General features: G+C 61.9%; 12 protein-coding genes. 8 read left to right on the top strand and 4 right to left on the bottom strand.

Annotated elements, in window-relative coordinates:
* Window position 1 precedes the first annotated feature (1 nt).
* The 3 genes from CXQ82_RS13250 to CXQ82_RS13240 all read left to right on the top strand — a co-directional run bounded on the left by CXQ82_RS13250 (window position 2) and on the right by CXQ82_RS13240 (window position 3,942).
* Window positions 2-1,642, top strand: coding sequence for an ABC transporter ATP-binding protein (locus CXQ82_RS13250; protein ID WP_101269599.1), 1,641 nt, complete (start codon window positions 2-4; stop codon window positions 1,640-1,642).
* Window positions 1,643-1,725: 83 nt separating this feature from the next.
* Window positions 1,726-2,895 carry a hypothetical protein gene (locus CXQ82_RS13245; protein ID WP_101269597.1) on the top strand — a complete coding sequence of 390 codons (1,170 nt, stop codon included), beginning with the start codon at window positions 1,726-1,728 and terminating at the stop codon, window positions 2,893-2,895.
* Between the two features lie 153 nt (window positions 2,896-3,048).
* Complete coding sequence (locus CXQ82_RS13240) at window positions 3,049-3,942, top strand: LysR substrate-binding domain-containing protein (protein ID WP_101269595.1); 894 nt, start codon at window positions 3,049-3,051, stop codon at window positions 3,940-3,942.
* Here CXQ82_RS13240 and CXQ82_RS13235 read toward each other — a convergent pair.
* The 3 genes from CXQ82_RS13235 to fae are packed head-to-tail and all read right to left on the bottom strand — an operon-like array spanning window position 3,914 to window position 6,901.
* Window positions 3,914-5,347 (bottom strand): NAD-dependent succinate-semialdehyde dehydrogenase, encoded by a 1,434-nt coding sequence (locus CXQ82_RS13235; RefSeq protein ID WP_101269593.1) that lies wholly within the window; start codon window positions 5,345-5,347, stop codon window positions 3,914-3,916. The two genes, CXQ82_RS13240 and CXQ82_RS13235, sit on opposite strands and share 29 nt — an antisense overlap.
* Complete coding sequence (locus tag CXQ82_RS13230) at window positions 5,344-6,378, bottom strand: aldo/keto reductase (RefSeq protein WP_101269591.1); 1,035 nt, start codon at window positions 6,376-6,378, stop codon at window positions 5,344-5,346. The genes CXQ82_RS13235 and CXQ82_RS13230 overlap by 4 nt, the downstream gene beginning before the upstream one ends.
* 10 nt (window positions 6,379-6,388) lie before the next feature.
* Complete coding sequence (gene fae, locus CXQ82_RS13225) at window positions 6,389-6,901, bottom strand: formaldehyde-activating enzyme (protein ID WP_101269588.1); 513 nt, start codon at window positions 6,899-6,901, stop codon at window positions 6,389-6,391.
* Window positions 6,902-7,224: 323 nt separating this feature from the next.
* On the opposite strand from fae, the gene CXQ82_RS13220 reads away from it, so the two are divergent.
* Both CXQ82_RS13220 and CXQ82_RS13215 read left to right on the top strand, forming a co-directional pair.
* Window positions 7,225-8,475 carry a ribonucleotide-diphosphate reductase subunit beta gene (locus CXQ82_RS13220; RefSeq protein WP_101269586.1) on the top strand — a complete coding sequence of 417 codons (1,251 nt, stop codon included), beginning with the start codon at window positions 7,225-7,227 and terminating at the stop codon, window positions 8,473-8,475.
* A 148-nt stretch (window positions 8,476-8,623) separates the two neighbouring features.
* A complete protein-coding gene (locus CXQ82_RS13215) occupies window positions 8,624-9,112 on the top strand; it encodes a DUF1289 domain-containing protein (protein WP_101269583.1) in 489 nt (162 codons plus the stop codon).
* 8 nt (window positions 9,113-9,120) lie between these two features.
* Here CXQ82_RS13215 and CXQ82_RS13210 read toward each other — a convergent pair whose 3' ends face one another.
* Window positions 9,121-9,729 carry a LysE family translocator gene (locus CXQ82_RS13210; RefSeq protein ID WP_101269580.1) on the bottom strand — a complete coding sequence of 203 codons (609 nt, stop codon included), beginning with the start codon at window positions 9,727-9,729 and terminating at the stop codon, window positions 9,121-9,123.
* 112 nt (window positions 9,730-9,841) lie between these two features.
* Here CXQ82_RS13210 and CXQ82_RS13205 point away from each other — a divergent pair, with 112 nt between their 5' ends.
* The 3 genes from CXQ82_RS13205 to pcsA all read left to right on the top strand — a co-directional run bounded on the left by CXQ82_RS13205 (window position 9,842) and on the right by pcsA (window position 12,630).
* Window positions 9,842-10,705: a LysR family transcriptional regulator gene (locus CXQ82_RS13205; protein WP_101269578.1), complete on the top strand. Its 864-nt coding sequence runs from the start codon at window positions 9,842-9,844 to the stop codon at window positions 10,703-10,705.
* Window positions 10,706-10,847: 142 nt separating this feature from the next.
* Entirely contained in the window at window positions 10,848-11,762 is a 915-nt protein-coding gene (locus CXQ82_RS13200; protein WP_101269576.1) for a class I SAM-dependent methyltransferase, read from the top strand.
* Window positions 11,763-11,910: 148 nt separating this feature from the next.
* The gene (gene pcsA, locus CXQ82_RS13195; protein WP_101269574.1) at window positions 11,911-12,630 is read left to right on the top strand and encodes a phosphatidylcholine synthase; all 720 of its coding nucleotides are present in this window, start codon (window positions 11,911-11,913) and stop codon (window positions 12,628-12,630) included.
* Window positions 12,631-12,778: the final 148 nt, after the last annotated feature.

Below are 12,778 nucleotides of genomic sequence, written 5' to 3'. Positions count from 1 at the left end.
CATGAGCAGCCATCAAACGGTGTTGCGGGTCGAGAATCTGTCCGTCGAACTGCCCAAGGGCGCGGACCGCAGCCATGCGGTGCAGGGCATCAGCCTGGACGTGCGCAAGGGCGAAATCCTCTGCGTGATCGGCGAGTCGGGCTCGGGCAAATCGGTGTTGTCGGCCGCGATCATGGGCGATTACGCCAAGGGCCTGCGGCATGCCGGTGGGGTCATCGACTTTCTTGGCGATGACATCTGCACCCTGGATGACACCCGCCTACGCGCACTGCGCGGCAACCGCATCGCGATGATTTTCCAAGAGCCCATGGCGGCGCTGAACCCGGCGATCCGCATCGGCCGGCAAGTCGAAGAAATCTTCGACATCCACGCGCCGCAAATGCCCGCCGCCGAACGTCGCGAACGCATGCTCGCGCTGCTGGCCTCCACCCATCTGCCGGACCCGCCGCGCATCGCCAACAGCTTCCCGCATCAACTCTCCGGTGGCCAATGCCAGCGGGTAGTGATCGCCATGGCCCTGGCGATGAACCCGGACCTGTTGATCGCCGACGAACCTACCACGGCCCTCGACGTGACCAACCAGGCCCAGGTGCTGCAACTGGTGCGCGACCTGCGCGGGCGCGGTCAGCACGGCATTCTGTTTATCACCCACGACTTCGGCGTGGTCGCGCAAATTGCCGACCGCATTGCTGTGATGGAAGGCGGCCGCCTGGTGGAAATCGGCACACGCGACCAGGTGTTGAACGCCCCCGCCCACGCCTATACGCGCAAGCTGATTGCGGCGGTGCCGGCCCTGCATCCCGAACTGCACGTGCCAAGCGCCGACGGCGATATGGCCCTGCGCATCGAGCACCTGACTAAAACCTACAACGTCGGCGGCAGCTCGGTAGCTGCGCTGCGAGATGTGTCGCTGAACCTGCCACGGGGCAAGACCCTGGCGATTGTCGGCGAGTCCGGCTCGGGCAAAAGCACCCTGGTCAAGGCCGCGATCCGCCTGGTGGACAGCGACAGCGGGCATGTGTGGGTCGGCGATACGGATTTTCTCGCCCTGCGCGGTGGCGCATTGGCGGCCAACCGGCGGCGCATCCAGATGATTTTCCAGGACCCGTACGGCTCGCTGAACCCCCGCCATCGGGTGGGCGACATCATCGCCCGCGCCGCGCAATTACGCGGGTTGTCCGCCAAGGATGCCTGGGCCGAGGCCGGTGATTTGCTCGAGCAAGTGGGGCTCAAGCGCGATGCCTTGCAGCGCAAGCCTCGGCAGTTCTCCGGCGGCCAGCGCCAGCGCATCGGCATTGCCCGCGCCCTGGCGATGCGCCCGGAAGTGCTGATCGCCGATGAAAGCGTGTCGGCGCTGGATGTGTCGGTGCAAAAACAGGTGCTGGAATTGCTCGCCGAGCTGCAACAGCAGTTGAACCTGAGCATCCTGTTTATCACCCACGACCTGCGCGTGGCAGCGCAGATCAGCGACCACATCGCGGTGATGCGCCAGGGCGAAGTGGTGGAATACGGCAGCGCCGAACAGGTGCTGCTGCGCCCACAGAATGCCTACACCCAGGCGCTGCTGGCGGCCGCCCCGGGTGCATCCGAACTGCCCGCCGGCGGGCCACCGCTGCGGCTGATCCGCCCCGCCGCGCACTGAGTTCGAACCTTTACCCCGCGTCGCAGCATTCGCTGCGGCAACGGGCTGCTGTTGCCTAAAAAAACTAAAAAGAGAGTAAAACCATGCGACCAACGATGCGCTACTTCACCCTCATCCCCGTGCTCGGCGCCCTGGCGGCACCGGCCATGGCCGTACAAGTCACCGACAACCTCGACCTCGGCGGCGCCATCCGGGCGCGCTGGGACTACGACCCGGACCGCGATATCCAGAAGTTCGGCCTCGACACCGTGTTCCTCAGCGCCAAGTACAACTCCGACAGCTGGATCGGCGAGGCGCAGTACCGTTTCTACGGGCGCTCCTACCCGTACCAGTACACCAAGAATTACGGCGATATCCAGTTCGCCAAATTCGCCTGGGTGGGCTACAAGTTCAACCCCGAGCAGCAGGTGCAAGTGGGCCTGAACACCGTGCCGTTCGGCCTGCAGCCGTACTTCGGCAGCACCTTCTACGAAACCCTGGGCAATGTGATCGGCCTGGAAGACGTGCAACAGGTCGGCGCCAAATACGTGCAGCAGAGCGGCGACTGGAATCTCCAGGCCGGCTACTACCTGCGCCCCGCCTGGCAAGGCAAGGGCACCAGCAAGGGCGTGACCTACTCCAGCGTGGTCTCCGGCGCCGACAGCTACGTGGCCGACGGCAGCGACAACCAGGAACGCAACACCGTGGTGTTGCGTGTGGCCAAGGCCTTGGACCTGGGCGACTGGAAATCCGAAGTGGGCGTTTCCGGCCTCACCTCCACCCTGGAAAACAAAGACACCGGCAACGACGGCCGGCGCAACGCGGTGGCCATCCACTATCTGGGCAAAAACGGCCCGTGGGGCGTGCAATTGCAAGCGGCGCGCCAACAAATGTCACCGCGCAACGCCGGCACCGACGAAGTCGTGACCCTGGGCGGCTACGACGGCACGTTCAACGTCGCCAGCCGTGGCAACCTGTATGTCGCGGACTTGAGCTACGACGTCGGCGGCAAATACCTGTGGGACCAGGTCAGCGGTGTGAAGCTGTATGCCAACTACAGCGCGTTTGATAAATCCGCGGATGAGTTCAAGACTTCGCAGCGGGTGATCCTCGGTACGTCGTTTTCGTTGAGCAAATTGTGGATCGCCACGGAGTGGTTGATTGGCAAGAACGACCCGTATATCGGCGGTAGCAGCTATACCCAGAGCTTGGCGGCTGGGGGGAGTAACCAGTGGGAGAATCAGCTGTATATGAATATTGGGTATTACTTCTAACTTAGCGGCGTTTGCACTGACGCCATCGGGGCGGTGCGACGATTCGACAAGCCCCCTCCCACACTTTGACCGCGCCGCCTATCAAATGTGGGAGGGGGCTTGCCCCCGATGAGGCCAGCAAATCCCTACAAAAATAAAGTATGGAACCCACCCATGCGCCACCTCCCCGCCCTCAACATGCTCCGCGTCTTCGAAGAAGTCGCCCGCCACCGCAGCTTCAGCCGCGCCGCCGTGACCCTCAACGTCACCCAAGGCGCCGTCAGCCGACAGATCAAGCAGCTCGAAGACTACCTCGGCGTTGCCCTCTTCATCCGCACCCCGCAAGGCCTGTCCCTGACCGAAGCCGGCTTCGCCCTTTCACCACACCTGAGCGATGCCTTTGACCATATCGAGCGGGCCCTGCACGCCGTACGCGTGCCCAACCTGCGCCAGCGCCTGCGCATCGTGGCGCCGCCGACCTGGGCCACGCGTTGGCTGTCCGCGCATTTGCGCCACTTTTGTGAGCGCTACCCGGATATCAACCTCAGCGTCACCCACCAGAACAGCCACGCGAGCCTCACGGAAATCGACTGCCAAATTCGCTTCGGCCTGGAGCCGGCGGCGCAGTGCAGCAGTGAGTTGCTGGTGATGGAACGCCACATCGCCGTGGCCAGCCCCGAGCTGTTCACGCACGGCCAACCGCCGGATCTGCGGCGCTTCCCCTTGCTGCATATCCTGCACGACGGCAAACGCTTGAAAGTTTGGGAAAACTGGTTGGCGGCGATGGGTCGGGATGATGTTGAAGCGGACCAGGGCCTGGAGTTCAGCACCCTCGACCAGGTGATCCACACCGCCCTGGCGGGCGGTGGGCTGGCCGTGATCGACCGGCAGATGATCGAGCGCGAGTTGGCCAATGGCAGCCTGCTGCCGATCACTCCCGTGGAAGTGATCGGCCCCTATGGCTATTGGCTGGATGTGGCGACGGACAAACAGGGTTTATCCAAGGTTCGGCTGTTTACCCAATGGCTGAGCCAACGGGTTACAGCCCACCCATCAACAGGTACTTGATCTCCAGGTAATCCTCCAGGCCGTACTTGGAACCTTCACGGCCCAGGCCCGACTCCTTGATGCCGCCAAAGGGCGCGACTTCGGTGGAGATGATCCCTTCATTAATACCGACCATGCCCGCCTCCAACCCTTCGGCCATGCGCCACACACGGCCGATATCGCGACTGTAGAAGTAGGCGGACAGGCCGAACGGGGTGTCATTGGCGCGTTGCAGCACTTCGGCTTCATCGCTGAAGCGGAAACAGGCGGCCACCGGGCCGAAGGTTTCTTCCTGCGCGATGAGCATGTCGCCATTGGCTTCGGTGAGGATGGTTGGTTCAAAGAAGGTGCCGCCGAGCGCGTGGCGACGACCGCCGCACAGCAGCTTGGCGCCCTTCTCCAAGGCGTCGCCGACGTGGGCTTCGACCTTGGCCAGCGCGGCGGCGTTGATCAGCGGGCCTTGTTCGGTGTCGCCGTGCAACGCGCTGCCGACGCGCATGGCGCTGACCGCTTCGGCCAGCTTACGGGTGAACGCCTCGTACACGCCGTCCTGAATATAGAAACGGTTGACGCACACGCAGGTCTGCCCGGTGTTGCGGAACTTGGAGGCCATGGCACCTTTGACGGCCGCGTCGAGGTCGGCGTCGTCGAACACAATGAACGGCGCATTGCCGCCCAGTTCCAGGGAGACTTTTTTCAGCGTGTCCGCCGCCTGGCGCATCAGCAGCTTGCCGGTGCGCGTGGAGCCGGTAAACGACAGCTTGCGCACCACACTGGAGGCTTGCAGCGCGCCGCCGATGGCCACGGCGTCACCGGAGACGATATTGAACACGCCGGCAGGAATGCCGGCCTGCTCGGCCAGCACCGCCAGGGCAAAGGCCGACAGCGGGGTTTCTTCCGAAGGTTTGAGGATCATGGTGCAGCCCGCCGCCAGGGCCGGGCCGACCTTGCGGGTGACCATGGCCAGCGGGAAATTCCACGGCGTGATGGCGGCGACCACGCCAATCGCTTCCTTGACCACGATGACGCGCGCATCGGCCTTGTGGCTGGGGATCACGTCGCCATAGGCGCGTTTGGCTTCTTCTGCGAACCACTCCAGAAAGCTTGCGGCGTAGACCACTTCGCCCATGGCTTCGGCCAGGGGTTTGCCCTGCTCCAGGCTGAGCAATTGGGCCAGGTCCTGCTGGTGACTGAGCATCAGCTCGCTCCAGCGCTTGAGGCGCTGGCTGCGTTCCTTGGCGGTGAGTTTGCGCCAGGCTGGCAAGGCCCGGTTGGCGGCGTCGATGGCCTGCTGGGTCGCTTCGGCAGCGGCGCGCTGCACCTCAACGATCAGCGCGCCATTGGCCGGGTTGTACACCGGGTAGGTCGGCCCACCGCTGGTCCATTGACCATCGATGTAGTTGCCAGTACGGATCAGCGCGTTCATGCCACGGCCTCGGTCAAGGTGAAACGGTCCTGGCCCGGGCGGGCCTCACGCAGGATGCGCTTGCCGGCGGTGTAGTCGTTGATCACGTCGCACGGCGTGTAGTTGCGTTCCAGTTCGTGCAGCTCTTCGGCGTCGAGATGGGTGTCGAGGGCCGCCAGCGCGCTGTCAAATTGCGCGGTGGTGTCGGCGCCCACCAGCATCACGTCGACGCCGGGGTGGTTGGCGACCCAGGCCTGGGCGATCTGCGCGTTGGACACGCCACGGGCCCGCGCCACGCGCTGTACCGAATGGGCAATATCGAACGAAGCCCGGTCGCTGTACATCTGCTGGGTAAAGAAGTCGGTCTGGTTGCGCGTCGACTGCACTTCGCCGGTGAGCAAACCCCGCGCCAGCGGGCTGAACACCGAGACGCCGAGGCCCTGGTCGCGGCAGAACGGGATCATCTCGCGCTCTTCTTCGCGGTAGGCGCAGTTCAGTTGCAGCTGCATATTGATCGGCTTGACCCAGCCATTGCGCTCGCAGGCCATGAGGATCCTGGCCAACTGGCCGGTGAGCATGGTCGACACGCCGATGTAGCGCGCCTTGCCGGAACGCACGATGTCGTTCATCGCGCTCATGGTTTCTTCGACCGGGGTGTTCACATCGAAGTAATGCAGCATGAACACGTCGACGTAATCCATCCCCAGGCGGCTCAGGGAGGCGTCGATGCTGTCGAGGATGTGCTTGCGCGAATGGCCGCTGGCGTTGATACCGCTGCGGGTGCCGTAGCCGACCTTGGTGGTGACCACAATGTCTTCACGCCGCGCCACGCGCTTGAGGATGCGCCCGACCACTTCTTCGCCGACGCCTGCGGAGTAGAAGTCGGCCAGGTCGATAAAGTTGACGCCGTTGTCCAGGGCGTGGGCAACGATAGGCTCGCTTTGCTTTTCGTCGAAGATCCACGGTTTCCAGTCCGGGGTGCCCATGTTCATGGTGCCCAGGCACAGGCGCGAGACTTGCAGGCCGGAGTTGCCCAATCGTGTGTATTGCATGGGGATGCCCTCAGGCCTTTGGCGTGTAGAAAGGGTTGCTGATGTGGTTGACCACATCCGCCAGTTGCGTGGTGTACGGCGTGCCGGTCAGGGCGGCGCGGATCGCGGTGCGGCAGGCGTTGTAGTTGTTGAGGTACACGGCGTCGAGGTCATCGCAGGCCGGGTTGACCCAGTTGGCGGTGACGATGGCCCACTCGTCTTCGGCTTCCGGCGGCAGGGTGCCGTCCAGCAGCGCTTCGAGCACGGCCTTGGCGATGCCGGCCTGGGAGGCGCCCCAGGTGGCGTTGCCGTGCAGGTCGCTGCCGATGGCCGCCTTGTTCACGTAGAGGGTCATGGGTTTGACCGGGATATTCGGCTGGGCAATCACCATGAACGGGCAATGGCCCTGGCTTGGGGAGGCCAGGCTGTTGGCGAATGCCTGCCCGGCCGGGCCATTGCGCGGGCCGATCAGGATGTTGATATGGGCCGCGTTGACGCCCGGGCCTTCGAAGCCTTCGCCGATGTACAGATCCAGTGTTTTCATTGCGCAAACGCTCGTTGTTGTTGTGGGGAGCTGGTTGGCGAATTTTTAGCACTGGCGGTGAAAGGGGCCGTAACCATTAAAAGTCATGGGGCTGTGAGTTTTGCTCATGGCGCCTGCGACGCTGGATGCCCTTCTTGTGCGTTGACCATCGTTATCACACACCATATAGTGTGCCCACAAACAGAACAGACCACTACATAGTGTGCAGTATCGGTATTTACCGACCACACTATGCGCAGTATTTCAATGCCTAGTAGCCTGCAAATCGCATATTTTTGGACGGGTTCACACACCGTCAGAACAGACCAGGAAGGAGTATTTCAATGCTGAGTTGGGATGAAGTCGACAACGAAGACACCGGTGCAGCGGTGATCAGGGGCGCCAACGCCGGCCACGCTACCGAAGCCAACATGGACCGCCTCGACGGTGCCGGCGCCGCTGCCGCCCTGGAAGCGCGCAACGTGACCGCCAACGACTCCGCCGCGATCATCCGCGCCAAGGCTGCGCTGGACAAACTCGACGTCGCCGAAGGCCTCGCCGAACTCGAAGGCTCCGCCGCCCGCGTCGCCGTTGACGAAAAGCGCATGATCAACTGCCGCGCCGACCTCAACCAACTCGTGCCCTTCAAGTACGACTGGGCCTGGCAAAAGTACCTCGACGGCTGCGCCAACCACTGGATGCCGCAAGAGGTCAACATGACCGCCGACATCGCCCTATGGAAAAACCCCGAAGGCCTCACCGACGACGAACGCCGCATCGTCATGCGTAACCTGGGCTTCTTCTCCACTGCGGACTCGTTGGTCGCGAACAACCTGGTCCTGGCCGTGTACCGCCTGATCACCAACCCGGAGTGCCGCCAGTACATCCTGCGCCAGGCCTTCGAAGAAGCGATCCACACCCACGCCTACCAGTACTGCATCGAATCGCTGGCCATGGATGAAGGCGAAATCTTCAACATGTACCACGAGATTCCATCGGTCGCCAAAAAGGCCGCATGGGGTCTGAAATACACCCGCTCGATCTCCGATCCGAAGTTCGAAACCGGCACCGTCGAGACTGATAAAGAGCTGCTGCGCAACCTGGTCGCCTACTACTGCGTGCTGGAAGGCATCTTCTTCTACTGCGGCTTCACCCAGATCCTCTCCATGGGCCGCCGCAACAAAATGACCGGCGTCGCCGAGCAGTTCCAGTACATCCTGCGCGATGAGTCGATGCACCTGAACTTCGGTATCGACGTGATCAACCAGATCAAAATCGAAAACCCACATTTGTGGGATGCCGAGATGAAGGAAGAAGCGACCCAGATGATTCTGCAGGGGACTCAGCTGGAGATTGAATATGCGCGCGATACCATGCCGCGCGGTGTTCTCGGCATGAATGCGGCGATGATGGAGGACTACCTCAAGTTCATCGCGAACCGTCGTTTGTCGCAGATTGGCTTGAAGGAAGAGTACCCAGGGACGACTAACCCGTTCCCGTGGATGAGCGAGATCATGGACTTGAAGAAAGAGAAAAACTTCTTCGAAACCCGTGTGATCGAATACCAGACCGGCGGCGCGCTGAGCTGGGATTAATCCAACACTGCCTTAAAAATGTGGGAGGGGGCTTGCCCCCGATAGCGGTGCATCAAACACAGGTGTGCTAACTGACACTTGGCTATCGGGGGCAAGCCCCCTCCCACATTGGTTATCGGTGATCCATCGACTTTACAATCACTCTCTTATGCCCAATCAAACCATCAAGACCCCCTGCGTCGGCCTGTGCTCCACCGTTTACGGGGACTTGGTCTGCCGGGGCTGCAAGCGTTATCACCATGAAGTGATCCAGTGGAATGGCTACAACGCCGAAGAAAAACAAGCAGTGTGGCTACGCTTGGAACAGCTGTTGGTACAGGTGATGGCCAGCAAGCTCGAAGTGTTCGACCCCCAGCGCCTGCGCCAGCAACTGGAAGACCGCAAGATCCGCTTTATGGCTCACCAGTCAGCGTATTGCTGGGCTTACCAGCTGATTGCCCGCGGGGCGCGGGTGATTTCCAAGCTGGACGCCTATGGGCTGGCGTTGCTGCCGGAATTCCGCGAGCGCAACCTCACGGAGTTGCGTGATGCGATAGACCGGGAATTTTTCCTGCTGTCCGAGGCGCATTACGAACGGTATATCGCGCCGGGTTTTCTCAAGGAAGCCTTTGGGCCGGCGCTGATCGCCACCTTCTAGCCTTGCCGTCAGCTATGCACCGGCAAGGCCAACCCGAACAGCACAAAAAAACCACCGCAGACTTTATTGAATCGACGCCCGGTTCGGGCCAACCACGGCCTGACTCGGTGAGCGGCGCTGGCCACCAGGTACTCAACGACAAATTCCACCACGGCATAGGTCAGCGCAATCGCGGCGGTCTGCGCGATGAGGTTTCTGTGTGGGTCCAGGAACGGCGGAATAAACGCGGTGAACAGCAGCAGCGCCTTGGGGTTGGATATCGCCGAGACCAACCCTTGGCGAAACAGCGACCCACTGCGCAGGCTGTTGGTAACGGGCGCCTCCAAACTCACCGGAGCCGCGCGCCACAACCCGAACCCCAGCCAGATCAGATACAGCCCGCCCACCACTTTCAAGACCATGAACCCGGTGGCCGACGCCTGGATCAGCGCGCCCAGGCCCAACGCGCAAAAACACAGCACCAGCGCAAACCCGAGCACCCCGCCGGAGATGGTGAACAGCGTTTTGCGCGACCCGTGCAGGGCGCCATGGGTGAGCACCAATAATGCATTGGGGCCTGGCACGACAGCGATGCCCAAGCAGGTAATGACGTAGAGCAACCAGGTGTCGAAGGGCATGATCAAGTCCGGCAGGCGTAGGTTCAGGCGAGGATTTTGCGAGTGAACAAGCTTTATGAAAAGCGCATAATTCACGGTATAGCCATTCGATAAACGAATAGAGGTCACCCCGATGCCTGCCAGCAATTTGCAGATTGATTGGCTCAAATGCTTCGTGGCCGTGGTGGATGCCGGTTCGCTGTCGGGCGCGGCCCATGAGGTCAACCGCTCGCAGTCCGCCGTCAGCATGCAAATGAAAAAGCTCGAGGCCGCCCTCGGCCGACCGTTGTTGAGCCGTGGCCCTCGGCACCTGCAACTGACGGCGGATGGCCAGACACTGCTGGGCTACGCCCGGCGCCTGCTGGCCCTGCACGCCGAGACACAGGCGGCGTTTCACGGCGAAGAACTGACCGGGCGCATCCGCCTTGGCGTGGCTGAGGACTATGCGGCGATGTACCTCACACCGGTACTCAAGCGTTTCTCGCCGCGCTACGCCGGTGTGGAAATAGAACTGACCTGCGAGCAATCGACCGCGCTGATCCCACGTGTACGCAGTGGCGACCTTGATCTGGCGCTGGTGTCGCGGGACAGCCCGCAAAGCGGCACTTTTCTGTTCAAGGAGCCGATGGTGTGGGTTGGCTCGCCCCAGTTCGAACTGTGGCGCCGCGACCCGCTGCCGATTGCCGTGTACGAAAGTGCCAGCCTGGCGCGGCGTTATGCGGTGAATTCGCTGAGCCAAAAAGGCCGCGAATTCAAGGTGGTCTACAATAGCTCCAGCCTTGCCGGCCAGGTAGCCGCCGTTGAAGGTGGGCTGGCGATTGCGGCGATCACCCAATGCACCGTGCAGGCCTCGCTGCAGGTGCTGAGCAGCGAACACGGCCTGGGCAGCATTGAGCCCATGGAGGTTTCAATCCTGCGCAGCCGCGCCTCGCGCGGGTCGGAGGCGGTCGATAGCCTGCATGCATTCATCATCGCCGCGCTGCGCCAGCCGGCGTAGCCGCTGCGGCTACCCAACGTCCGAGGCAAGGCAGGGCTTAAAGCCGGTTGCACGGGATGGCCCCATGCATCTATTTGGGTTCCCCCCCCACTGGCGACAATTGTGTTTAAAATGCCGCCCGCTCAACGACCGACGCTCAACGATGACCCCAGACGCACTTGCCACCCTGCACGCCCACCTGCTCACCGCCCTGGCCAACCCGCCAGCCGAAACCCGGCGCCTGTTCCACGGCCGTGGCCGCTGCTGGCCGGGCCTGGAGCAGTTGACCGTGGATTGGTTGCAAGGTGTGCTGCTGGTGGCGCTGTTCAAGGAGCCAGAGCCGGCGCACTTGGACGCCTTGAAGCAATTGCTGCAAGCAGAGTTCGCGGCTTATACCGTCGCCCTGCAACACCGCTACCTGCCGCAAAGCACCACCGAATGGCTGGTGGGCAACCCCGTCGATGAGCTGACCATCACTGAAGGTGGCCTGCGTTACCTGATCGACCTGGGTAAAAAACAGAATAGCGGGCTGTTCCTCGACATGCGCTATGGCCGCAACTGGGTACGCGAGCAGGCCAAGGGCCAGCGGGTGCTCAACCTGTTTGCCTACACGTGCGGGTTTTCCGTGGCCGCCCTCGAAGGCGGCGCCGAACACGTGGTGAACCTGGATATGGCCCGTGGCGCGCTGAGCCGTGGTCGCGACAACCATCGCCTGAACGGCCATGACCTGAGCAAAGTCGCGTTTCTGGGCCATGACCTGTTCAAATCCTGGGCCAAGGTGACCAACAGCGGCCCTTACGACCTGGTGATCATCGACCCGCCGTCCTTCCAGAAAGGCAGCTTCCTGCTGACCAAGGACTATCAGCGCGTGCTGCGCCGCCTGCCGGATTTGCTCACGCCACACGGCACGGTCCTGGCCTGCATGAACGACCCGGCCTTGGGCGAAGACTTCCTGATCGACGGTGTCACCCGTGAAGCGCCGGGCCTGCGTTTTGTCGAACGCTTACAAAACCCGCCCGAATTTCCTGATATTGACGCACAAAGTGGCCTAAAGGCGTTGGTGTTCCGCCAGGGCTGATGCCGAAACCTCCTACGCTTGCTACGCTAAGCAATACACCGGGGCGGTGAACCTTATCCCCCCCTTCCCGGTCGATACCTGCATTCCCCGGCCAGACTCGACGGTGTCACACCGTCGGCTGCCCTGTTTCACTTTTGGAGAACCGCCCGTGATATCGACCCTGCATGTAGCCAGACTCAAAGCCTGGGGCGCCCACGGCTTTACCGCCACCGGCGTGGTATTGGCCTTCCTGGCCACTCTGGCGCTGCTGGAGAACTCACCCAAGGCCTGCCTGCTGTGGCTGGGCCTGGCGCTGGTGGTGGATGGCGTCGATGGTTCACTGGCGCGACGGGTCAATGTCAGCACGGTACTGCCCAGCTTTGACGGCTCGGTGCTGGACCTGGTGATCGACTACCTCACCTACGTGTTTATTCCGGCGCTGTTTATCTATCGCTATATCGACCTGCCGGACTTCACCCACCTGTTCACGGTGTCGGTGATCCTGGTGTCGTCGTTGTTCTGTTTCTGCAATGTGAACATGAAGAGCAAGGACAATTACTTTGTCGGCTTCCCCGCCGCCTGGAATGTGGTGGCCTTGTGCGTCTACATCATCCAGCCGGATGCCTGGGTGACGTTGCTGACGGTGATCGGCCTGGCGCTGCTGACCGTGACGCCGATGAAGTTTCTGCATCCGTTCCGGGTGAAGCGGTTTATGCCGATCAATATCACCGTCACCACCATCTGGTTGCTGTGCAGCTTTCTGATGGTGGTGGATTATCCCAACACCAATCCATGGACGTTTGGGTTGTGGTCGCTGATGTCGGCGTACTTTTTGGGGATTTGTATCTGGCGTACGGCGCTGGAGTGGCTGGACAAACGTCACGGTTAAACGCGGTAATAATGTGGGAGCGGGCTTGCTCGCGAAGGCGGTGAATCAGTCAATGTATTAGCTGGCTGACACACCGCTATCGGGGGCAAGCCCCCTCCCACATTTGGATCTGGGTACATCAGGCAGGTAAGATGGCAGCCCTTCGCAC

Origin of the sequence: Pseudomonas sp. S09G 359, from assembly GCF_002843605.1 — a bacterium.
In the GTDB taxonomy this organism is placed as follows: Bacteria; Pseudomonadota; Gammaproteobacteria; order Pseudomonadales; family Pseudomonadaceae; genus Aquipseudomonas.
This window is presented reverse-complemented; position numbering and strand designations above follow the sequence as displayed.